This window comes from Embleya sp. NPDC059237 (genome assembly GCF_042754105.1).
Lineage (GTDB): Bacteria > Actinomycetota > Actinomycetes > Streptomycetales > Streptomycetaceae > Embleya.
In genome coordinates this window covers 66,710-89,355 of the sequence record NZ_JBHZAE010000004.1, presented here as the reverse complement: position 1 = coordinate 89,355, position 22,646 = coordinate 66,710, and the positions used below count along the sequence as shown (strand labels likewise).

The following is a 22,646-nucleotide window of genomic DNA, read 5'->3' as shown; positions in this document are numbered from 1 at the left end:
CGCCCGACGGTGACTGCGGCCCGATCCGCTCGTCGTGTAACCGTCCCGGCGCCGGCGTGTCCCGTTGTCTTGCTCGTATCTCGTCGCCGCTCGAAAGGAGATCCCGATGGACGTTCGGTATTCGGCCTTCTGTCTTGCGGACCCGAGGTTCTACGAATCCCCGGACCGACTGCGCCCGGACGTGGGCCAACTCGACTATCGAACGCTCGTCGACGTCCCGCCGGGATGGGAGTCGGTCGATGTCGGCCCCTGGGCTCATCTGCGCCCCCCGACCGACGCGGCCCCGTTGCCCGCGCAGGGCTGGAAGATCCATGTCGCGGCCACGCTCGCCAACGCGGCCGAACTGCTGGAGCAGGTGACCGCGTATTGCTTTGCGCACGAGATCGCGGTCAAGTTCCTGCCCACCTCCCTTGTCCTCCAGGCGCGAAACGGCAAGTACGCCCCGCGCGAGGGCAGCGGCAAGTTCCTCACCCTCTACCCCCGGGACGTCGGGGAACTGCGGCGCACGCTCGTCGACTTGGACGCGCTGGTCGGTGGGGCGCCCGGTCCGTACATCCTCAGCGATCTGCGCTGGAACGAGGGCCCGTTGTACGTGCGCTACGGCGGATTCCGTCTGCGCCATGTCTACGAGCAGGACGGCACCAGGACACCCGCCGTGGAACGGCCCGACGGCGTGCTGGTGCCCGACCGCCGCGAACCCAGGTTCACCGTGCCGGACTGGGTCGAGGTCCCCGACTTCCTCGCCCCCTCGGCCACACCGCGGATCAGCAGCGAACAACCGGAGGAATTTCCCTACGAGATGCTCTCTGCGCTGCACTTCTCCAACGGCGGCGGCGTCTACCGGGTCCGTCGGTTCGGCGATCGCGCCGAGTTGGTGCTCAAGGAGGGCAGGCCCCACGCGGGCCTGGACCGCCTCGGTCGGGACGCGCCCGCGCGGCTGCGCGACGAATACGCGATCCTGGTCGACCTGAAGGGCATTCCGGGGATTCCGCGCGCACACGACTACCACCTCCTGGGCGGCCACGAGTTCCTGGCCATGGACCACGTCCCGGGCCTGTCGCTGCAATCCTGGGTCACACTGCACTACCCGAGTCCGGACCGCGAGGGCGACTCCACCGCCGCATACGTGGACACGGTCGAGCGCATCCTCGGGCGGTTGGAGCAGACGGTACGAGCCGTGCATGCGCGGGGCTACCTGTTCAACGACCTGCATCCGGGCAACGTGTTGATCGATGACGACCTGAACGTGTCGTTGATCGACTTCGAGGCCGCACAGCCCCGCGACACGCCCGATCCCCGCCCCCTGGGCGCTCCCGGCTTCGCCGCGCCGGACGCACTGCGGGGCGAGGCCGCCGACCTGTACTCCCTCAACGCGATTCGGCTGTTCCTGTACCTGCCGTTGAACAGCCTCCTGGCGCTGTGCCCGGCCAAGGCCCCCACGCTCGTCGCCAAGGCGCAACAGCGCCTGGGCCTCGCGGACGCCGTGGTACGCCCCCTCGTTCGGGCGCTCGCCGTCCCCACCGAACCGGCCTCGGGACTGCGTCCCCCGGATGCGGAGTCGACCTTCGCCGCAGTCACCGACGACTCCTGGCAGCGGCACACGAACTCGCTGACGGCGTCCATCCGCGCGGGGGCCACCCCGGATCGACGCGATCGGCTGTTCCCCGGCGACATCAACCAGTTCTCGCACGGCGGCGGCGGGATGGCGTTCGGCGCGGCCGGGGTGATCGACACCCTGCGCACCGCCGGCGTCGGCGTCGACGAGTTGGCGGGCGCCGCGGATTGGCTCGAACACGACCTCGAGGTCGGGCGCGACCCGCGCTTCGGCCTCTACGACGGCGCGGCCGGAGTCTGCCACGCGCTGTACAACCTGGGCCGCACCGACACCGCCCTCGCGTTCTACGACCGTTGCCTGGTCCGCGGCCCACAGGTGCGCGGCGTCAAGCTCTTCGACGGGCTCGCCGGCATCGGCCTGACGAGTTTGGACTTCCACCGCAGAACCGGTGAACCGAACCTTCTCAAGCACGCGGAGCAGGTGGCCTCGACCGTGGAATCGGCGGTCGAACAGGGGGTGTTCGGCCTAGGGGAGCGCGCCGTCGCGGCCGGTCGGCCGTTGCGCGATCGGACGGGGAACGCCGTGGACAACTTCACCGGCGGACTGCTCTACGGCTGGACGGGCCCCGCGCTGTTCCTGCTGCGGATGTACGAGGTCACCGGTCGCGGCCACTGGCTGGAGGCGGCCGTCGCGGCCCTGCACCGCGACCTGGACCAATGCCGATCGTTGCCCGACGGCAGCTTGCAGGTCGAGAACGGCCGGCGCGTCCTGCCCTATCTGGCCACCGGCAGCGCGGGCCTGGCCCTGGTCGGCGACCTGATCCTGGCCCACGGGAACGACGAGCGGATCGCCGACGCCGTACCGGCTCTGGCCCTGGCCTGCACGGACGATGTGTGCGTCGGCGCCGGGCTGTTCAACGGCCGCGCCGGACTGGTCGGCGTGCTGCGCGAGTTGGGCTCGCGACCGAAGCGAAGGCACCTGGCCGGGCGGGTCGACGCGGGCGTGGCGGCACTGGACCTGTACGCGCTCGCCGACGAACACGGCCTCGTCTTCCCCGGAGAGCAAAATCTGCGCGCCTCACTCGACCTTGCCACCGGATCCGCCGGCGTGTTGCGCCTGATCAACGTGCTGGCCGGACGCACCGCGGAGTTGTTGCCCTTCGTCGGCGCCGCGTCCTGGGCGAACGCCCACCCCGAACTCGCGGCCGAGGTCCCCGATACGACGGGACACCGGTCCGAGAACACCATCACCGCGAGTTTTGGAGGGAGGTGAACCCCATGTCGAACTTCGTGCTCGGCCTGCAGGAGATGCAGTCCGAAATCGGTACCGAGGACGGCTTCGCGAGCGGCTGGACGTCGGTGTGCTGCGCGTGCAGCTGGGCGAGCCTGGGCTGTTGATCGAAGCGTGTTCGTGCCGGGGCGCGGAATCCGTCGATTCCGCGCCCCGGCCGGTGCCGTGAACGACGAGGACGAAAGCGGGTGGATCCACCATGCCAATCCGTTCGGTGGGCGCGCGATGAGCCGGGCCCCCCGGGTCGGGCCACGGGAACTGTTGCGATACCTGCGCGGTCACGTGCGGGTGATGGCCGTGGCCGGTGTACTGTCCCTGATCGCCGCAGCCGGGACACTACTGCAACCGCTGCTGATTCGATCGGTGATCCGGGCGATCGAGGAGTCCCGCTCGACGGTCGGTCCGGCGCTGGCGCTCGGCGCCCTGCTCCTGGGTGCCGCGGTGATCAACGGGTTTCGGGAGTACCTGTTGGCGCGCACCGCCGAACGGCTGGTGCTGACGGTGCGCGAACGGCTCACCGCGCATGTCCTGCGCCTGCCGGTGGCGCACTACGACCGACTCCGCACCGGTGACCTGCTGTCCCGGATCGGCGCGGACAGTGCGCTGCTGCGACTCGTGGTCACCGCGGGCCTGTTCGAACTGGCGACCGGCGGGTTGATGATCCTGGGCGCCGCCACCGCGGCACTGCTGGTCGATCCCGTGTTGTTCGCGGTTACGTGCGGCGGGTTGGCCTCGGTGCTGCTGGGCGCGATGGTGATCAGTGGTCGCACGCGCCCGGTGTCCGAGCAGGCGCAGGCCCGTCTCGGTGAAATGGCCTCCGGGCTCGAGCGTGCGATCGGCGCCGTCCGTACCATCCGTGCCGCCCGTGCCGAGCGGCGCGAGACCGAGACGATCAACGACAGTGCCCGACTGGCCTACGCCTCCGGGCTTCGGCTGGCCCGGCTCAAGGCGCTGATCACACCGATCGCGCACCTCGCCACGCACGGTGTCTTTCTTCTGGTGCTGGGTGTCGGCGGGGCCAGGGTTGCCGATGGCACGCTGTCCGTGGGCGATCTGGTGGCGTTCGTGCTGTTCCTGTTCTTCCTGGTGGTCCCGTTGGGTCAGGTGGTCACCGCCTACACCCAACTACAGACCGGCCTGGGCGCGATCCAACGGGTCGAGGAGATACTGCGCCTGCCCACCGAGACGGCCGGCGACACCCGTGTGGCGGAGCGGTCTCCATCGATGCCCGCCGGATCCTCCCCGGCGCGGGCGTACGCGGTCGAGCCCGCGGGTTTCGCCCCGTCGCCCACCAGCGCGTCCGCGATCGCCTTCGAGCACGTCACGTTCGGCTATCGGGCCGAGGAACCGGTGCTGCGCGATGTCACCTTCGATATCGCGCCGGGCACTCGAACGGCGCTCGTGGGACCGTCGGGCGCGGGCAAGTCCACCGTGTTGGCGTTGGTGGAGCGCTTCTACGAGGTGACCGAGGGGGCGATCCGTCTCGGCGGGATCGACATCCGGGACCTGCCGCGCGATCTGCTGCGCGCGCGACTGGGCTACGTCGAGCAGGAGGCACCCGTCCTGGCCGGGACAATCCGGGACAATCTCCTGCTCGCCGCGCCCGAAGTGGACGACGGGCGGCTGTTCGCGGTCCTGGAGGCGGTCAACCTGACCGGCATCGTCGAACGTTCGCCGCTGGGTCTGGACACCGAGGTCGGTGAGAGCGGCGTACTGCTGTCCGGTGGCGAACGCCAGCGGCTGGCGATCGCCCGCACACTCCTGGCCGCCCCGCCGATCCTGCTTCTCGACGAACCCACGAGCAATCTCGACGCACGCAACGAGTTCGCCTTCCGCGAGGCGATCCGGGCCGTCTCCGCCGAGCACACGCTGCTGATCGTCGCGCACCGGCTCGCCACCGTCGTCGACGCGGATCGCATCGTGGTCCTGGACGAGGGCCGGGTCGCGGCGGTGGGCCGGCACGACGAACTGGTCGACACCAGCCCGCTGTACCGCGACCTGGCCACCCGTCAACTGCTCATCGTGTGAAGGATTCCAGGAGTCCCCATGACGAGATCATCGGCGACCCGGGCAACCCCAACGGGCCGGACGGCCACTCCCGAGGGGCACGCAAAGCAGGAACCCGTCAGCCACATCCGGCCGCCCCGGGCCGTTCGACACCCCATGGAGATGCCGTGAGCGACGCAGACCCGGCCGCACCGGGCCACTCGCCCGTGCCGAGCATCGCGATCATCGGCGCGGGTCCGCGCGGTACATCCGTCCTGGAGCGCATCGTCGCCAATGCGCGCGAGTGTGCGCCCGGCCTGTGCCCCGAGGTACACGTCTTCGACCCGTTTCCGCCCGGCGGCGGACGAGTGTGGCGCAGCGACCAGTCCGCGCTCCTGTGGTCGAACACCAGGGCCGACGACTGCACGTTGTTCACGGACGCGAGCGTGTCCTGCGCGGGCCCGATCCTGCCGGGCCCCACCCTGGCACAGTGGGCTCGCGCGCTGGGCTCGGGCGATGTGCCCCACCCGCGCGGATTCCGGCCGCGCGCGGACACGGCGGCGGAGGCGGCCTCGGTGCACGACGGTTGGTTCGCCACGCGCGCTCTGGTCGGGGACTACCTGGCATGGGTCTTCCATCGGACGGTGGCTGCCGCGGCGCCCGGGGTGCGCGTCCGTCTCCACGCCGCGAGCGTTGTCGACATCCGTGATCTGCCGGACGGCCGGCAACGCATCTCGTCGACGGGGCGCGAGCCCTTGGACGTCGACGTGGTCGTGCACGCGCAGGGCAACTTTCGGGTGGATCCGTACCCGCAGGAGGCGATACTGGCCGAGTACGCCACCCGGCATCGGCTCACCCATCTGCCCACCACACACGACCCGGAGACCGCGCAGGCCCGGGTCGAGGCCGGTGAGCCCGTGCTGGTGCGCGGGTTGGGCCTGGCGTTCGTCGACACGATGATGCTGCTGACCGAGGGCCGCGGCGGCGTCTTCCATCGGGACGCCTCGGGAACACTGCGCTACGAGCCGTCCGGACACGAACCCGTGATGCACGTGGGCTCCCGCCGAGGTGTGCCCTATAGGTCCAAGTTCGGCTACACGCGGACCGCGGCGCCGGAGGCCGCGCCGCGCTATCTGGATCCCGATGTACTCGGGGACCGCGTACCGGACTTCCTCACCGAGTTGTGGCCACTGATCGCACACGACCTCGCCGGGGCCGGCTATCGCGAACTCGCACACGCACATCCGGAGCGGTTGAGCACCGACCCGGCCGCCTTTCTCGCGGCGCTGGAGAACACCGCATGGAACAGCCCCGACTACCGCGAACTCGTGACGCGCGCCGTGCCGGACCCGCGCGACCGCATCGACCTCGACGGCCTGGACCGCCCGCTCGCCGGCCGTCGCTTCGCCCATCCCGGCGCCCTGCGGGACTGGATGATCGACTACCTGGCCGCCGACGTCGAACGCGGGCGCGATCCGCGACACAGCGCGCACCTGGCCGTCTACCACAGACTCCTCACGGTGTCCGAGACCCTGTGGACGTTGGTGCGGGACCATCGGCTGTCGCCGGGTTCGACTTCCCGGGGACTACCGGAGTTCTTCGACTTCTGCCGCTTCCGCACCAGCGGCCCGCCCGGCCCACGCGTGGAACGACTTCTCGCGCTGATCCGGGCCGGCATCGTCCACCCTCTCGGCGCCGGGCTCGACATCTCCGCCCGCGACGGTGCCTTCCACGCCCGCTCGGTCAGCGTGGATACGGTCGTCCGGGCCAAGACGCTGATCGAGGCCCGGCTGCCGGGGCGTGACCTCGGACGCGTGAACGACCCTCTGCTGGTCCGGATGACGGCGCACGGCGGACTTCGGGAACAGACACGGATCGATCCCGTCCGGCGCACCCGCCACCCCACCGGCATGGTGGACACCGTCGAGCACCGGGTCCGCCGTCGAGACGGGAGCGTGCATCGCGGCCGCTTCTTCCTCGACCCCGGCGACTTCCCCCGTCCCCGTAGTGACGCCGGGTTCCTGCGACACAGCGACGAGGTGGCCCGACAGGCGTTGTACGAACTCGTCGCCTTGGCGGCGGACGCCGCGAGGGCGCCCGCCGAGTCCGGCGCACCACTGCTCGGATGACGGGGACAGGCCGGTTCGCGCGACCATGCCGGCGACTCGGGCTCGTCGAGCCGTCTCGGGGCAGCGAAGGATCATGCCTGAGCGGGCGGTTCCGGTCCCAGGCTCGCCAAGAGCGCGCGCAGGCGTTCGGCGCATCCGGCGCGGTGCTGGGCCCGGTACAGGCTCAGCGCCCGAGACCATGCGTCACGGGCCTGGCGAACCCGCCCCAGGCGGCGTTGGACCCGCCCGATTCCGGTCAGCGTGTCGGCTTCCCCGAACGTGTCCAGGAGGGTGCGCCGCAGGGCCAGCGCCCGGTCGTGGTGCGCCAACGCGAGCGGGTATGCCCCGGCGTCCTCGGCCAGCCGGCTCAGGCTGTCCCGCACGTCCGCCTCGCCCTCGCGGAAGCGGTAGAGCCGACATCCGACCAGCGCCCGCTCGCAGTGGCCGCGGGCGAGCCCGATGTGTCCCAATCGGGCGTGATACCGACCCACCGCGACCAGCGCCGCCACGCCCACGCGCGGATCGGCGCGCCGCGCGTGCGTCCGAAGGTACGCCCCCACATACGCTCGATGGACCCGCAGACTCTGCTCTGCGTGTGCCAACGCCTGCCTGTGGTCGCCCTGTTGCTCCCAGGCGCGGGCGAGCAGGAGATGTGCCCGGGCCTGCCCCGGCTCGTCGTCGATCGCCGCCGACGCCGCGAGCGCCTTCCGCAGGTGACGCAGCGCCTGGCTGTGCTCTCCCAGCGGCACCAGCGCCCGGCCCAGGAGGCGATGTGCGTGCGCCGATATGGCGGGTTCGTCCGGGAGTCCGGCGGCGACGGTCGCGCGCAGCATGTCCAGGCGCTCGCGCAGCCGGCCCCGACGCCAGTGGAACGTGTCCAGGGACAGGGCCAGTTCCCAGGAGCTCCGGGACATTCCCCGCTCGGTGGCGAAGACGTGCGCCGCACGCAGGCACGCTCGTTCGGTCTCGAACCACGCGATCGCGGCGGCGGCATCGCGGAAACCCGACGGCGTGTCACCGCCCCCGGTTCGGCCCGTGGCGCGCGGTGATGGGACCTCGGACAGTCGGCGGTCGGCCGCGTGCGCGAGGTCGAGATAAAAATCGACCAGTCGGAGCAGCGCCGGCTCGATGGGTGCGGTATGTGTGCCGCGCGCGGTGTCCACGTCGCGCTCGGTGACGTGTAATCGGAGCAGGTCGTGCAGTCGGTGGCGTCCGGTGCCGTGTTCGCGGACCAGATGCGCGGCCTCCAGCGCGCGCAGGTGCGTTCGAGCCCGAACAGGGGGCAGGCCGGTGAGCGCGGCCACGGCCGGCACGCCGATGTCGGGTCCGGGCGCGTGGGCCAGCAGGTCGAGTACGCGCGCCGTCGCGGGGTTCAGGGCGCGATACGACGAGGCGAAGGCGGCGCGGACACCGGCCGTGTGGTCGTCCGTCTCCAGCGCGTCCAACCGACCTGATTCCTCCCGCAGTTCGGCCACCATCGCGGCCAGCGGCCGATCCGGACGGGCGATGGCGCGAGCGGCGACGATCCCCAAGGCCAGGGGAAGGCCCGCACAGTGTTCGACCAACGCGGCGACCGCGTCCGGCTCGGCCGCCGCCGCGGCGCCCAGGCGCCGACTCAACAGCGCCCTTGCCTCCCGCGGGTCCAGTGCATCCAAGGACAGCGACCGGGCGCCGTGCGCGGTGACCAGGCCGGTGAGCCGGCGGCGGCTGGTGACCAGCACCACGCACGAGGTCGACCCCGGGAGCAGCGGTCGGACCTGTGCGCTGTCCCGGGCGTTGTCGAGCACGATCAGCAAACGTTTGCCTGTCGTCACGGTCCGGTAGAGAGCGACCTGTTCCGCCTCGTCGGAGCCGATTGCCTCGGATCCGACACCGAGTGCGTTGAGGAAGCCGCGAACCGCGTCACCGGGCGGCACGGGCGGTGCCTCCGGCGCGAAGCCGCGCAGGTCGACATACAACTGCCCGTCGGCGAAGGCGTCCGCGTGCCGGTGGGCCGCGCGCAGTGCCAGCCAGGTCTTACCCGTCCCGCCGGCGCCGCCGATCACGGCGATGGGACAGGCGCCGCCGGGCTCGCGTGGCGAGGCGAGGATGTGGTCCAGGTCGGACAGGGCGCGCGCTCGTCCGATGAACAGGGGCGGTGCCGGCGGGAGTTGTCGCGGGATCGGCGCCGGGGGCGGCGGTGGCGCCGGGTTGGGCGCGGTGGGCGGCGCGACCGTGAGGGCCGGCGAGCTCGCGAGGATTCGTTGGTGTAGCCGTTGCAGATCCGTACTCGGATCGATGCCCAACTCGTCGGCCAATCGATCGCGCACGCTTCGGTAGTGTGCCAGGGCATCGGCGGAACGCCCGTTGCGGTACAGGGCGAGCATCAGCTGGCCGGCGGATCGTTCGTCCAGCGGATCGATCCGGGCCCGCTCGATCAGTCGGGGCAACAGCGTGGTGTGCTCGCCGCGCCGCAGCAAAAGTTCGTCGAGATCCAATTCGACCTGACGGCGCTCGCGGTGCAGGGCCTCGCGGAGTGTGTTGAACCACGGCGTGTCGACGGTGGCGAAGGCGTCCCCGCGCCAGAGGTCGAGTGACCGTGTCCAGTGCGACGCGGCACCGTGGTCGTCGTCCGCGCGCCGGCCCCGGGCGGCCAGATCGCGGAAACGATGCAGATCGACGACCGACGTGTCGGTCTCCAGCAGGTAGCCGCCCGAGCGCCGGACGAGGCGCGCCTGCGTGGCGCGCAGTCGTCGGCGCAGCCGGGAGACGTAGCTGTACAACGTGTGGCGGGCCCGGTCCGGGCAGTCATGACCCCACACCCGTTCGACGACGGACTCGATGGGCACGACGCGGTTGGCCTCGACCAACAGCACGGCCAGCACGCACCGTTGACGGATATGGCCCAGGTCGAGCGGTTCCCCGTCGATCCGGGCCTCGATGTCGCCGAGGACGCCGAATCGCGGAATCATCCGCACCTCCGGTCGTACACTTCGCTCGCCCCGACGGTATGGCCGGGACATCGTGGGCCGGGCCGGCAACCGTGGCGGGGTGGGCCGGCCACATCGGGATCGGGGCAGGAGGATCTTGAGATCATGAGGTCTCCGCATCGTGGAATACGCGAACCGCGTGCCACCGATACTTGAACCGAACAGTCGCTCCGAGGAAGCCCACATCGGCCCATCGCCCTGTCCCGAACATGTTCCGAACAGCCCGAACAGGGCAAACCCGGTGCTCGGCCGGCCGGTGGACGGCGTCGGCATGCCCCCGAGGTGTTGTGCCGCGCTGCGGCCTTCGTCGGAATCGCCGGATCAGGTGGTCGACGACGTCGGCGAGCAGTACGAGGTCCTCGGAGGCGGGGGCCGCGTCGGGGGCTCTGATCTCGAGGGCGGGTACGTGGTGGGAGGGTCTGATGTCCCGGCCCGGTGGTGAGCCGCGGTTCACCGCCGTCCAGTCACGGTTTGGGATCGGTCGGCTCGTGTGGCCGTCCGTTGCGGGGGCGGTCGCGGTTGGCGGGCGCCGAGTACCGGATCTCCGTTTCGTTCAGCGCGCGGGTGATCCGGGCCGTTCCGCCAGCGCATCACGTAGGGCGGAGCGTGAGGTGATGCCCAGTTTCGGGAAGATGCGGTACAAGTGGGCGCTGACGGTGCGCGGCGACAGGTAAAGGCGTTCGGCGATCTCCTTGTTGCTGAGCCCCGTCGCGGCGAGTTCCGCGACCTCCATCTGCTGCGGGGTCAGCAGTTCGGCGCCCTGGCCCGGTGCATCGCTCGGTTCACGGTGCACCGCCACGCCGGAGGCGCGCAGTTCGTGTTCGGCGCGGCGGCACCAGGCGGTCGCGCCGATGCGGCGGAAGATGTCGGCGGCACGCTGGAGTTCCGGTCGTGCGTCGCCCGGGCGATGGTTGCGCCGGTGCAACTCGCCCAGCAGGAGCCGGAGTCGGGCGTGGTCGAAGGGCCACTGTTCGACCATGGGCAGTGCCAGGGCGGACCTCAGCCGTGCTGCGGCCGCTTCGGGGGCGGGGGCCGCGTCGATCAGGGAGTGGGCCGCGGCCATGTGCAGCCGCAGCCGTGGGGTGCGGTCGGCGACCGCGGCGCGGTCGGCGGCGGCCACCTGGGCCGCGGCTTCGGCGACGCGCCCGGTGCGCATCGCCGCCTCGACGAGGTCGAGCAGCATCCAGGGTCCGTAGCCCGGCGCGGCGGCACTGTCCGGCACCCCGCCGTGCACACACTGCTCATAGGCGGCCTCGTAGTCGCCCTGGGACAGTTCGGCCAAGGCCCGGTTCCGCGCCGACAGCACCAGGTGGAACCGGCTGCCGCGCGGCTCGGCCCACTGCTCGACGGTGCGGCTGTAGGCACGGGCGCTGTCCACGTCGCCGCGGCCGGCGGCGACCCAGCCGAGTGCGCAGCGCAGGTCCTGGGCCGGCAGTTCCAGGTCGTGGCGCACGCACAGGTCCAGGCCCGCGTTGGCGGCCGCTTCCGCCTCGTCCCATTCTCCGGACAGGGTGTGGTCGTGCGCTTTGAACCAGTAGCCGCCGGCGGCGTACGTCAGTGCCCCGCGACCGGTCTCCTGCTCGACAAGCCGGGCGAACTGGGGTCTGCACATATGGAGTTGGTCGATCCACGCGGCGGCCCGGCACAGCTCGGCGACGTATCCGGGCGGCGCGGTCTCGGCCGTGTCGGCGAGGTGTGCGCCGAGCCGGTCGGCCAGTCCGGAGGCGGTAGTCGGCAGGTCGGCGAGCACGTCGTACATCAGGGCCGTCAGCGCTCCGGGACGGGCGCCGTCGGCGGACTTCACCAGGTCCCGCAGGCGTTCCCATTCGGCCGGGTCCTGAGCGTACGCGGCGGCGACCAGCCGTACCTGAAGGGCCCGGTCGGTCGCGTCGCCTGCGGCCGGCGCGCGGTCGAGGAGCCGCCGGACCGCGGCCAGATCGCCGTCGCGCAGCAACAGGACCCGGGCGCGGGTGGTCAGGCCGTGGGTCAGGTGCTCGGGGCGGTCCACGGTGCGGCGGGCTTCGTCCACGAGGCGCTGCGCGGCGTCCATCTGCCCTGATTCGCTGGCCAGTTCGGCGGCCCGCTGAAGCCTGCGCGCGGTAGCACCGGACTCCGGGGTGAGCGCCGCGGCGCGGCGCAGCGCGGTGACCGCGAGTCCGGCTCCGCCGCGGGTGCACAGGGACTCGGCGGCGCTTTCTATTTCCGCGGCGACCTCCTCGTCGGGTTCGACCGCGGCGGCCGCCAGGTGCCACATCCTGCGTTCCGGTTCGCGCCGGTACTGCTCGGCCAAGGTCGTGTGGGCGTCGCGGAGTTCGTCGGGCGAGGCGGTCGCGATGATCGCGGAGCGCACCAGGGGGTGGCGGAACCGCAGGCCCGAGGGGGTGGAATCGCGGGCGATCAGGCCCAGGCGTTCGATGGCCACGATGTCGTGCGCCGTCAGGCCGCTGGGCCGCCGCACGTCGGCCGCGCTCTCCAGCCCGTCGCCGTCCAGCGCGGCGCGCAGCAGGGCGGTGCGCAGGGCGGACGGCAGGGTCAGGGCGCGGCCGGCGTACCCGGTCTCCAGGCGGCTGCGCAGCGGCGCCCCGGAGGGCAGCAGGTCCAGGCTGTCGGCGGCGTCGGTGCCGAACGCGGCGGGAAGTTCGGCGATGGCCAGCGGATTGCCGACGGCGTCGGCCAGCACCCGGTCCCGGACCGCCGCGGGCAGGCCGGGGTGCAGTTCGGCGAGGAGCTCGGCCGCGGCCTCGGCGTCCAGCGGGGGGACTTCCAGCATGCCGATGCCGGGGGACACCCGTTCGGTGGCGGTCAGCGGCCGGCGGGCGAACACGGCGCGGATGTCGTACGGCTCCAGGCGCAGGATCAGGAACATCACGACCTCGCGCGTCGGACGGTCCACCCAGTGCGCGTCCTCGACGGCGATCAACACGGGACCGTCCTCGGCGACCGCGGCCAGCACGGACAGCGAGGCGATGGAGACCGCCAGCCGGTCCGGCGCCGGCCCGTCCCGGAATCCCATCACCCGGCGCAGCGTGTCGCGGTGGAACGGTTCAACCCGGTCGAAGTAGGCCGGCACGGGCGCGAACAGCTGGTGGAGGCCGGCCCACGCCATCTCGGCCTCGCTCTCGTAGCCGGTGCCGCCCAGGACGCGCATGCCCCGTTCCCGACCGTAGGCGACCGCCTCGCGCAGCAGGACGGACTTCCCCACCCCCGGATCCCCGTGCAGCGTCAGGTTGCACGGCGCCGATGGCGCCCTGTCCACGGTCGCCCGGATCGCGGCCAACTCCCGCTCACGCCCAATGATGCGCACATGCGCTCCTTCCCCCGTGCGGCGCGGGCACCGGTCCGCGTGTGACATCGTGCGGTCGTGCGCGGCCGTGTGCAGTCAGATGACCGATGGCAGCACCCGGGCCCCTGAACAGACTGGAGGCGTCTGCGAAGGAGTACCAGCGATGCCGAACGTACGGGTCCACCCCGGAACCCCCGATGAGGTCGAACTCGCCTACGAGGCGGCCGGTTCCGGACACCCGGTGATCCTGGTGCACGGCTGGCCGTTCACCTCGCGGTTCTGGGACGGGCAGATGCGCACGCTCACCGACGCCGGCTACCGCGCGATCCGTTACGACCGGCGGGGCACCGGGAAGTCAGCCCATCCGTGGAGCGGTTACGATGCCGAGACCCTGGCCGGGGACCTGCTCGCGTTCCTGGACCATCTGGACGTCGGCCCCGTGGCGGCGGTGGCCTTCGGGTCGGCGGCCGCCGAGACTGCCCGCGCCGCGGTGCGCGCGCCGGAGCGCTTCGCCCGGCTGGTCCTGGCCGGGACCGTCGTGGCCTGCGCCGACAGCGCACGGATCCGGGACCTGGCCACCGCCGCACGCCGGCATCGGATCGCGATGCTGGACGACCTGATCGGGCGATGCTTCTCCGTCGACGGGGAACGCGTGCTGGACGAGCCGACCCTGCGGCACCTGGTGCACGACGCGGCGGCGGCGTCCGCGCAGAGCACGCTGGACGCGCTCGCCTCGTGGTCCGCCGCCGACTTCCTCGCCGACCTCGGACGCGTCGCCCTGCCGGTGCTGGTCGTGCACGGGGCCGCCGACGCGTTCATGCCGTACGCGGTCAGCGGTGCCCGTGCGGTCGCCGCGGCACGGGCCGCCACCTCGGTGGTGATCGACCACGCTCCTCATGCCATGCCCCTCACTCATCAGCACGAATTCGACACGGCGGTACTCGACTTCCTCAGCGGTCCAACCGCGTCGGGAGCCGCATCCGGGACGGCGTGACCCGCCGGGTCGAGGGCCGTGCGCGATGCCGCCGTGCACGAACACGGCCCACGGCCGTAAACCAGGAGCCACCCCAGGATCGTCGCAACCAGGGGCTCGCGCCGATCGCCCCTGTCTGCCGTGTGCGCGACTCTCGGTGCCATCCGCCGACCGGCGCAACGACCCGGGCACGCCCGGCCCTGGGAGTCGGTCCGCGATGCTGCTCCTCGACACCGCCGCCGCCCCTGCCGAGGACCGCGTCCACGCGTTCGCCGAGGCGTTCCTCGACGTCTCGGTCCCCTCGCACGTCACCCATGAGGACCCGGCCGCGCACACGCGGGCATCGAGGCCTGGGGCTTCGGCGGCGCCGCCCGGACACCCGCCACCGCCCCGTCGCCGCCATTGCCCGCGACGCTTCCGCGACGCGTTCCGCGAGCCTCCTCGTCAGTGGCGGGACCGGCACCTGCACGATGAGGCGGGCGGACGCGGACGGCCCCGCGATCAGTCGCCGGATGACCCCGTCGCGCCCGAGGCGACGGCGCAGCCGGCCCCGTTCCCACCCGCCCGGCGATACGGGCGATACCGCACCGGATCCGGCAGCGGCGGCAGATGCGGCCGCTGGCGCCGCGCGGCGCGGTTGGCCACGATGTAGCCGGGGAGGCGCGGTGCTCGGTGTTCGGCCGAGCAGCGGGCCGGTGCGTCGAGCGTGGAGGGGGTGCCGCGTGTTGCTGTTGGAGACGGACGATGTGCCGCCGGCCGACCGGATCGAGCTCTACCACACCGTGGCGACCGGCGCAGCAGGCGCGAGTTCGGTCGAGCACGAGCCGGGCGAGCGGTTCCGCAAGCGTGTGGAGACCTGGACGTTCGGGCCGGTCGTCCTGTTCGCGACCAGCGGCTCGGGGATGCGTTACTGGCAGACCGCGCGGCATCTGCGCATGGACTCCAGGAACACCGTCTCGGTCATCACACAGCCGGTCGGGCGGGGCGGCTTCATCTGGAACGACCATCAGCGGGCGGTCACATCAGACGACCTGGTGCTGACATCCAAGAGCGCCGGCTACTGGGAGACGCGTTGGTCCGGCACGGGCACCAGCGTCGCGTTCATGGTGGACGTCGAGCAGTTGGAATTGCCCGAACGGGTGATCCACAACGCCGTTCCCCTCATCGGGCGCAGCCCGATCACCCCGCTGCTGCTGTCGCATCTGCGCGCCCTGCACCATGACGCGGACCGGCTGGTGGACACCGTCGGCGCGCAAGACATCGGCGGCTCGACGTTGGCGCTCACCAGGGCGCTGGTGGCCTCATTGGCGCAAGGACCGCAACAGCGGACCGTCGCGGAGGAGACGCTGCTGATCCGCGTGTTGGCCTACGTCCGGGCGCACCTGCGTGATCCAGGGCTGACACCCGCGAAGGTGGCGGCAATACACAACGTTTCGGTGCGGTCGCTGTACCGGGTGTGCGAGGAGGGCGGGGTCAGCCTGGAGCAGTGGATCATCCGGCGGCGACTGGAAGCCGCCCGCCGCGAACTCGTGGCGCCCGAGCACGCGCATCGGACCATCGACGCGATCGCACGGTCGTGGGGCTTCGCCAGCCCCTCCCATTTCGGACGGCGTTTCCGCGCCGCGTACGGCGTCACCCCGCGCGCGTGGCGCGCCGGAGGCGGGACACCGGCGAGGACGGTGAATTGACATGCTTTTGCTGGATACCGACCACCTTCCCCCGGCCTCTCGGATGGACGCGTACCGCAACATGGCGATCGCGGAGGCGGGCATGTGCGGGATCGAACACGAAGGCGACGCCGACACGCGGTTCCACAAGCGGATGGAAGCCTGGTACTTCGGCCCCGTCACGCTGTTCCGGACCCGGGGCTCGGGAATGCGGTATTGGCAGACCCCCGCGCACTTGCGCCGGGATTCTTGGGACACCGTCTCGCTCATGACGCAGACGACCGGGGCCGGCGGGTTCGGGTGGGGAGGGCTGCAGCGCCGACTCACGTCCGCCGACATCGCGCTGGCCGGCAAATCCGTGGGCCCCTGGGAGTGCCGGTGGTCGGGAACCGGCGAGAGTCTGGCGCTGATGTTCGACGCCGACCGGCTCGGCCTGTCCGACGGCATGGTCCGGAGCGCCATTCCGCGTATCCCGCACAGTGAGATCACCCCGCTCGTGCTTGCCCACTTGCACGCGCTCGGCGTCGACGCCGACCGGCTGGCCACCGATGCCGGCGCCGAGGCGATCGGCGACTCCGTGATCGCCCTGGTGCGCGCTCTCGTCGCGTCCGTGGCCGACGGCGCCGCGAGCCGCGACGTCGTGGAGGAGTCACGCCTGCCGGTGATCCTGGCGTACGCCCGCAGCCACCTCCACGAGCCCGACCTCACTTTGGCCCGGATCGCCGCGGCCCACGACTTGTCCTTGCGGAGGCTCTACCGCGTGTGCGAGGCGGGTGGTCTGGACTTGGCCGACTGGATCACCGGACAGCGCCGCCGCGCCGTGCGCCGGGCCACCCGCCGGGGCGTCTGAACGCAGGTCCTCAGGTCCGGAGTTCGACCTCCGGCCGGGCACGCCGACGCGTGCCCGGCCGGAGGTCGGGGTCACCATGGCCCGATTGGCGGATCGGCCCCTGGCCGGGGCGGGCGATGCCGCAGTCAGCCGGTCGCGCGGGCCGCGCCGACGATGACCCGGTAGACCGCGTCGGGATGCGACATCATCACCACGTGCGAGGAGTCGATCTCCTGCACCGTGCTGTTCGCGCGCCGGGCCATGAAGCGCTGCGCGTCCGGGGGGATGACCTTGTCCCCGCGCGGGATCAGGTACCAGGACGGCAGGGTCTTCCAGGCCGGGGCGCCGCTGCCGCCGGACAGCCCCTCGACGCTGCCCGGCCGCTGCGCTGCGGCCATCACCCGGGTCTGGGACGCGGGCAGATCGGCGGCGAACACGGCGCGGAACTTGTCCGCCTTGATGTAGCCGTCATGACCGTACTTGCCGTCGCCGAGCGGGTACTGCTTCACGTCCAGCGCCGCGCCGAGCTCGCTGCCCGGGAACCGCGTCGCGATGCCGAGCGGGGTCTCGCCCTCGTCGAGCGCGAAAGCACCCAGGTAGACCAGGGCCTTGACGTTGGCGTGGCCGCGGGCGGCGTTCGTGATGACCGCGCCGCCGTAGGAGTGTCCGGCCAGGATGACCGGGCCGGTGATGCTGTCGATCACGCTGGAGATGTACGCCGCGTCGGCAGGCAGGTCGCGCAGCGGATTGGCCGGCGCGACGACCGGGTAGCCGGCGCGCTGCAGCCTCTCGATCACCGCGCTGAAGCCCGAGGCGTCGGCGAACACCCCGTGGACCAGGACGACGGTCGGCTTCGGCCCGGAGGGGCGCTTGCTCTCGGAGGACGGATCGCCGTGCGCGACGGCGGCTCCGGTGCCGGCGAGGAGCGCGATCGAGGTCGCGACTATGGCGAGGGTCCGGTGCGAGCGGCGGGACGGCTTCATTGCGTACTCCTGACGTTGGCGAGCCCGACTGGGGTGCTTCGAGACTGCGGGCCCACCGCGGGTCTGCGCGTCGGTCGTCGTACTGCACTTCGGCGGCATGCACGCGGCAAACGGGTGCAGTCAAATGTCGGATGCCAGGACGCCCGAAGCCGACTTAGCGTCAGTTGGCAAGCGGCGCCGCCCCACCGGGGTCCGCGAAGCCGCCCTTCGCCACCACCCCGCACGCCATTCGCGAGAGGAACAGCCATGCCTTTCATCACGACGAACGACGGCACCGAGATCTTCCACAAGGACTGGGGCCAGGGGCAGCCCGTGGTGTTCAGCCACGGCTGGCCGCTCAACGCCGACGCGTGGGACGAGCAGCTCAACCTGGTGGCCGCCCACGGCTACCGCGCCATCGCGCACGACCGCCGCGGCCACGGGCGCTCCTCGCAGCCGTGGAACGGCAACGACATGGACACCTACGCCGACGACCTCGCCCAGCTGATCGAGACCCTGGACCTGCGCGACATCGTGCTCGTCGGCCACTCCACCGGCGGCGGCGAGGTCACCCGCTACATGGGCCGGCACGGCACCGACCGGGTCGCCAAGGCGGTGCTGCTCGGCGCCGTCCCGCCGCTGATGCTCAAGACCGACGCCAACCCCGAGGGCCTGCCGATCGAGGTGTTCGACGGCATCCGTGCCGGGGTCTCGGCCGATCGCTCGCAGTTCTACTACGACCTGAGCTTCCCGTTCTACGGCTTCAACCGGGACGGCGCGCAGGTGTCCGAGGGCATCTCCCGCGCGTTCTGGGCGCAGTCGATGCAGGTCGGTATCAAGGGCGCGCTCGACTGCATCAAGGCCTTCTCGCAGACGGACCTGACCGAGGACCTCAAGCGCATCGACGTCCCCACCCTCATCGCCCACGGAGACGACGACCAGATCGTCCCGATCGTCGCGTCGGCGCTGAAGTCGGCCGAACTCGTCAAGGACGCCACGCTCAAGATCTACCCGGGCCGCCCGCACGGCCTGTACGGCGACTTCAAGGACGAGTTCAACGCCGACCTGCTGGCGTTCCTGGCCTCCTGAGCGGCCTCCTCCTCGCACCACCAGGGCAATTCGTGCACGTACGCATCCGCCCGACCGCGACACGTCCGACTCCACCCACCGCCTTCCGTGAGGACTCCCCATGACCGGTACGTCGCCCGACACGATCGTCCTCATCCACGGCTTCTGGGTCACCCCCCGGAGCTGGGAGCACTGGATCACGCACTACAAGGCCCAGGGGTTCCGGGTGCTGGCCCCCGCCTACCCGGGGTTCGAGGCGGAGGTCGAGTCCCTCAACGCCGACCCCACCGCCATCGAGCACCTCGAAGTGGGCGAGATCATCCGCTCGTTGAAGGAAGTCATCCGCGACGTGGGCGCCCCGCCGATCCTCATGGGGCACTCGGCCGGCGGGGTGTTCACGCAGATCCTCCTCGACCACGGCTACGGCGCGTGCGGGGTGGCCATGAACTCCGCACCCACCGAAGGCGTCGCCGTCGCCCCCCTGTCCCAGATCCGCGCCACCTTCCCGATCCTGCGGAACCCCGCCAACCGACACAAGGCCGTCGGCCTCACCTACGACCAGTGGCGCTACACGTTCACCAACACCTTCCCCGAGGACCAGGCCAAGGCGGCGTACGAGCGCTACCACGTGCCCGCCTCCGGGCACGTGTTCTTCGGCAGCGCGCTGGCCAACGTCCGCCCCGGCCACACCGACACCTACGTCGACTACCGCAACCCGGACCGCAAGCCCCTGCTGTTCGTCTCCGGCGAGAACGACCACCTCATGCCGCCCAAGGTCCAGGCATCCAACGCCAAGCACTACAAGGCCTCCGGCACGGTCACCGAACACGTCGTCTTCCCCGGGCGCTCGCACCTGATGCCGGCCCAGGACGGGTGGGAAGAAGTCGCCGACCACGCCCTGGACTGGGCGCTCGCACACGCCTGAACACCAGGGCCGTCGTCGTGACACCGGGCCCGGGGCGCCTGCAGGTCGTGCGCGCCCCGGGCCCGGACCATCCAAGGAGAACCCTGTGAGCGACGTCCGCATCACGCACATCGGCGGGCCGACCGTCCTGATCGAGACCGACGGTTGGACGCTGCCGACCGACCCGACGTTCGACCCGCCGGGGCGCAGCTACGCGTTCGGCTGGGGCACGTCCTCCCGCAAGGAGACCGGCCCCGCCCTGCCGCCCGCCGAACTGCCCGAGGTCGACGCCGTGCTGCCGACCCACGACCACCACGCCGACAACCTTGACGACGCCGGCCGTACGGTCGCCGCCGGCGCGCGAACGGTGGTGACCACACCCGCCCGGGCCCGCCGCCTCGGCGCGAATGCCCGCGCACTGGCCCCGTGGCAGACCACCCGGCTCACCGCTTCCGAGCGTCCGGACCTGGAGATCACCGCGACCCCGGCCCGGCACGGGCCGCCATTGTCCGGGGCGTTCGTCGGCCAGGTCACCGGCTTCGCGCTCACCTGGGAGGGGCAACGCCACGGAGCGCTGTGGATCTCCGGCGACACCGTCCTGTTCGGCGGGGTACGCGAGGTCGCCCGCCGCTTCACCGTGGGGACCGCGCTGCTGCACCTGGGCGGCGTGCGCTTTCCCGTCACCGGCCCGCTCTGCTACACCATGACCGCCCGCCAAGCGATGCGTCTGTGCGCCGAACTTCGTCCGCGTACCGCGTTCCCCGTGCACTACGAGGGCCGGCGGCACTTCGCCGAAGGCCGCGCCGGCATCGAACGTGCACTCGCCGCCGCCCCGCACGACGTGCGCGACCGGATCCGTTGGCTGCCCCTCGGCGCCCCGCACGACCACGAAGCCTGACACTTCGCCGTACACGGCGCCGACCACCGGAGTAGCAATGCCCGACGCACCTTCCCTGCTGCCCGCCCGCGACCGCGACGTCGTCGGCACCGCGCTCCAGGGCACCCTGACCGACCTGCTCCACCTCGCCGCGACCGCCAAACAGGCCCACTGGAACCTGTACGGCCCACGCTTTCGGCCCGTGCACCTCCAACTCGACGACATCGTCGAGACGGCACGAACCCTCGCCGACACCGTGGCCGAGCGCGCCGCCACCATCGGATTCGCACCCGACGGCCGCCCGTCCACGACCGCCGATACCGGCGCCTCCGCGGACCTGCCGGCCGGCCCCGTGGCCGACACCGACGTCGTGGCCGCCTTCACTACCGCCGTCGGGGCCTCTTCCGCGCGGATACGCCGACGCATCGCCGACACCGAAGGCCTCGACCCGGTCTCGCAGGACCTCCTCGTCGCCACCGCCGCGGCCCTGGAGAAGCACCACTGGATGCTGCGCGCCGAGAACACCGGCTGACCGGGCGTCATCGCAGCCGTGCCGTGCACGGACGGATCGCCACACCGCACCCAACCCGAGTTCGGTCCGAACATCCGGAAGCCGACAAGCCCCCCGGAGGTGGACATGGCCAAGGACGCCGACGCGGCGCGCGGTGATCCCGACCGTGGACGACGATCCGGGCGCGGTGTGTACGCGGGTGCCTTCCATGCCTACCTCAACGACCAGGTCCCGCAGGTCTACAACAACTCGATGCGGGTCACCGAGCGGTCCCGGTTCTTCGTGCTGCCCGCAGAGACCTTCACGGCAATCATGCACGACCGGGTCCCGCCGGCCGTGCATCTGCCGGAGGGGCTGTTCTTCGGCACCAAGAACATCCGGCAGGCCATCGGCCGGCGCGCACGCGTGCTCGCGCTGGGCTCGTCGACCACGGGCCTGACGCACGAGCCGAACAACCCGGCGGCGGCCGCGGTGCGGGCCACCGCCGAACTCCGCGACCGCGTCGCCGCCATGCGCCGCAAGCTCGGGGCCATCGCGGCCGCCTCGCTACGCCGCGACCGCGCGCTACCGCCGTCACGCGCTGCGACGCCGCACCAGGACGGCCTTCCCCTTGTTGGAGCAAGGGGAAGGCCTGGTCCCCGGTCTGCGAGGCCGCGCTTCCACCGTGACCCCGGACCGCGAACAACGGTATGGCGGCCACGTCGATGCCCGCGTACACGAACGTCGCGCCGATGCGCTCCGTCAGGTCCTTCAACAGGTCGGCCATCTCCGCTACGGCGTCACGCGGCGACCGGCGTCACGGTCAGGCGGCCCATTTCAGTCGGAGAGGAACCCGGCCTCCAGCAACCGGTGGGCCAGTGCGCTGCTGCGTGCCGCGACGAACGACAGGGGTTTGTCGTGCATGGAGCGCCGCGCGGTGAACGGATATCCGTCCCGATCCAGCACACAACCACCGGCCGACTGCACCAGGAAGAGTCCTCCGCAGACGTCGAGAAGATAGCCCGCGTGGCACACCATCGCGTCGATGGCGCCGCTCGCCACGAGGGCGAGGTCGAGCGCGGGCGCCCACAGGTTCACCGCTCGGCGGCACCCCTTCGCGGCCAGGGCGTCGGCTCGACGAAACCATTCGTATCCGGTATCGGAGTAGTTGGTGACCAGGGAGACGACGGCCTCCTCCATGGCCACCTCCGTCGTCGGCACGCTCGGCAGCGGTGAGTGCGCCGTGGCCACGTACTCGCGCTGCGACAACGGGTCGAGCACCAGGGCGAGCCGGACCCGATCACGGTCGAACAAACTGATGGCGATCGCACAGTGAGCGATGCCATAGCCGAAGTTGTTGGTTCCGTCGAGCGGATCCACCGCCCAGACGAACGGCTGATCCGACCAGTGGGTGTACGGCTCCTCCTCGGCCACCACGCCATGGTGCGGGAAGGCTTCCAGCAGATGTCGAACAATGATGCGCTGGGCGGCGAGGTCGGCTTCCAGTTGGACGTCGTTGAGGCCCTTGTGCGCGGTGATCGAGCGTGACCCGAACCGCTCACGCAAGGCCCGCCCGGCCTCCCGCGCCGCCTCGCGGGCGATCGCCGACTCGCGGGCCATGGGCGGAAGCGGGTCCCGACCCGGCCCGAGGTCGCTCGTCCGGGCTCCGCCGGGTTCGGGGCCCA

General features: G+C 71.6%; 14 protein-coding genes and 2 pseudogenes. 11 read left to right on the top strand and 5 right to left on the bottom strand.

The annotated features are described in order from the left end of the window. Window positions 1-106: 106 nt before the first annotated feature. From lanKC to ACFXKZ_RS14600, 3 genes are all read left to right on the top strand, one after another. Window positions 107-2,827 (top strand): class III lanthionine synthetase LanKC, encoded by a 2,721-nt coding sequence (gene lanKC, locus ACFXKZ_RS14610; RefSeq protein ID WP_380000198.1) that lies wholly within the window; start codon window positions 107-109, stop codon window positions 2,825-2,827. Window positions 2,828-3,070: 243 nt separating this feature from the next. Continuing rightward, window positions 3,071-4,873, top strand: coding sequence for an ABC transporter ATP-binding protein (locus tag ACFXKZ_RS14605; protein WP_380000195.1), 1,803 nt, complete (start codon window positions 3,071-3,073; stop codon window positions 4,871-4,873). A gap of 146 nt (window positions 4,874-5,019) precedes the next feature. Next, the gene (locus ACFXKZ_RS14600; RefSeq protein ID WP_380000193.1) at window positions 5,020-6,960 is read left to right on the top strand and encodes an FAD/NAD(P)-binding protein; all 1,941 of its coding nucleotides are present in this window, start codon (window positions 5,020-5,022) and stop codon (window positions 6,958-6,960) included. Window positions 6,961-7,031: 71 nt separating this feature from the next. Here the strand turns inward: ACFXKZ_RS14600 and ACFXKZ_RS14595 are convergent, their stop codons facing one another. Then, complete coding sequence (locus ACFXKZ_RS14595) at window positions 7,032-9,890, bottom strand: BTAD domain-containing putative transcriptional regulator (RefSeq protein WP_380000191.1); 2,859 nt, start codon at window positions 9,888-9,890, stop codon at window positions 7,032-7,034. Between the two features lie 571 nt (window positions 9,891-10,461). Continuing rightward, complete coding sequence (locus ACFXKZ_RS14590; protein WP_380000189.1) at window positions 10,462-13,212, bottom strand: LuxR C-terminal-related transcriptional regulator; 2,751 nt, start codon at window positions 13,210-13,212, stop codon at window positions 10,462-10,464. Window positions 13,213-13,354: 142 nt separating this feature from the next. Between ACFXKZ_RS14590 and ACFXKZ_RS14585 the strand changes: the two genes are divergently transcribed. From ACFXKZ_RS14585 to ACFXKZ_RS14575, 3 genes are all read left to right on the top strand, one after another. Continuing rightward, on the top strand, window positions 13,355-14,185 hold the full coding sequence (locus ACFXKZ_RS14585) for an alpha/beta fold hydrolase (RefSeq protein WP_380000187.1): 831 nt from the start codon (window positions 13,355-13,357) through the stop codon (window positions 14,183-14,185). A gap of 701 nt (window positions 14,186-14,886) precedes the next feature. Continuing rightward, window positions 14,887-15,852 (top strand): helix-turn-helix domain-containing protein, encoded by a 966-nt coding sequence (locus ACFXKZ_RS14580; protein ID WP_380000185.1) that lies wholly within the window; start codon window positions 14,887-14,889, stop codon window positions 15,850-15,852. 1 nt (window position 15,853) lies between these two features. Further along, complete coding sequence (locus ACFXKZ_RS14575) at window positions 15,854-16,681, top strand: AraC family transcriptional regulator (RefSeq protein WP_380000183.1); 828 nt, start codon at window positions 15,854-15,856, stop codon at window positions 16,679-16,681. A gap of 125 nt (window positions 16,682-16,806) precedes the next feature. Here the strand turns inward: ACFXKZ_RS14575 and ACFXKZ_RS14570 are convergent, their stop codons facing one another. Beyond that, window positions 16,807-17,643 carry an alpha/beta fold hydrolase gene (locus tag ACFXKZ_RS14570; protein WP_380000181.1) on the bottom strand — a complete coding sequence of 279 codons (837 nt, stop codon included), beginning with the start codon at window positions 17,641-17,643 and terminating at the stop codon, window positions 16,807-16,809. Between the two features lie 246 nt (window positions 17,644-17,889). On the opposite strand from ACFXKZ_RS14570, the gene ACFXKZ_RS14565 reads away from it, so the two are divergent. The 5 genes and pseudogenes from ACFXKZ_RS14565 to ACFXKZ_RS14545 form a co-directional block, all read left to right on the top strand. Continuing rightward, window positions 17,890-18,711, top strand: a complete 822-nt coding sequence (locus tag ACFXKZ_RS14565) for an alpha/beta fold hydrolase (RefSeq protein WP_380000179.1) — start codon at window positions 17,890-17,892, stop codon at window positions 18,709-18,711. A gap of 100 nt (window positions 18,712-18,811) precedes the next feature. Beyond that, on the top strand, window positions 18,812-19,615 hold the full coding sequence (locus tag ACFXKZ_RS14560; RefSeq protein ID WP_380000177.1) for an alpha/beta hydrolase: 804 nt from the start codon (window positions 18,812-18,814) through the stop codon (window positions 19,613-19,615). 85 nt (window positions 19,616-19,700) lie between these two features. After that, on the top strand, window positions 19,701-20,492 hold the full coding sequence (locus ACFXKZ_RS14555; RefSeq protein WP_380000175.1) for an MBL fold metallo-hydrolase: 792 nt from the start codon (window positions 19,701-19,703) through the stop codon (window positions 20,490-20,492). 37 nt (window positions 20,493-20,529) lie between these two features. After that, on the top strand, window positions 20,530-21,003 hold the full coding sequence (locus ACFXKZ_RS14550; protein ID WP_380000173.1) for a DNA starvation/stationary phase protection protein: 474 nt from the start codon (window positions 20,530-20,532) through the stop codon (window positions 21,001-21,003). A 150-nt stretch (window positions 21,004-21,153) separates the two neighbouring features. Further along, a pseudogene (locus ACFXKZ_RS14545) lies at window positions 21,154-21,540 on the top strand (histidine kinase); the annotation flags it as partial. Window positions 21,541-21,649: 109 nt separating this feature from the next. Here the strand turns inward: ACFXKZ_RS14545 and ACFXKZ_RS14540 are convergent. Beyond that, window positions 21,650-21,778: pseudogene (locus ACFXKZ_RS14540) on the bottom strand (ATP/GTP-binding protein); the annotation flags it as partial. A gap of 20 nt (window positions 21,779-21,798) precedes the next feature. Next, window positions 21,799-22,581: an inositol monophosphatase family protein gene (locus tag ACFXKZ_RS14535; RefSeq protein WP_380000171.1), complete on the bottom strand. Its 783-nt coding sequence runs from the start codon at window positions 22,579-22,581 to the stop codon at window positions 21,799-21,801. Window positions 22,582-22,646 lie beyond the last annotated feature (65 nt).

Excerpts from the sequence above, each read along its gene's own strand:
- lanKC (WP_380000198.1), top strand. The coding sequence starts at position 107 with ATGGACGTTCGGTATTCGGCCTTCTGTCTTGCGGACCCGAGGTTCTAC.
- ACFXKZ_RS14605 (WP_380000195.1), top strand. The coding sequence starts at position 3,071 with ATGAGCCGGGCCCCCCGGGTCGGGCCACGGGAACTGTTGCGATACCTG.
- ACFXKZ_RS14595 (WP_380000191.1), bottom strand. The coding sequence starts at position 9,890 with ATGATTCCGCGATTCGGCGTCCTCGGCGACATCGAGGCCCGGATCGAC.
- ACFXKZ_RS14585 (WP_380000187.1), top strand. The coding sequence starts at position 13,355 with ATGCCGAACGTACGGGTCCACCCCGGAACCCCCGATGAGGTCGAACTC.
- ACFXKZ_RS14575 (WP_380000183.1), top strand. The coding sequence starts at position 15,854 with ATGCTTTTGCTGGATACCGACCACCTTCCCCCGGCCTCTCGGATGGAC.
- ACFXKZ_RS14570 (WP_380000181.1), bottom strand. The coding sequence starts at position 17,643 with ATGAAGCCGTCCCGCCGCTCGCACCGGACCCTCGCCATAGTCGCGACC.
- ACFXKZ_RS14565 (WP_380000179.1), top strand. The coding sequence starts at position 17,890 with ATGCCTTTCATCACGACGAACGACGGCACCGAGATCTTCCACAAGGAC.
- ACFXKZ_RS14560 (WP_380000177.1), top strand. The coding sequence starts at position 18,812 with ATGACCGGTACGTCGCCCGACACGATCGTCCTCATCCACGGCTTCTGG.
- ACFXKZ_RS14550 (WP_380000173.1), top strand. The coding sequence starts at position 20,530 with ATGCCCGACGCACCTTCCCTGCTGCCCGCCCGCGACCGCGACGTCGTC.
- ACFXKZ_RS14535 (WP_380000171.1), bottom strand. The coding sequence starts at position 22,581 with ATGGCCCGCGAGTCGGCGATCGCCCGCGAGGCGGCGCGGGAGGCCGGG.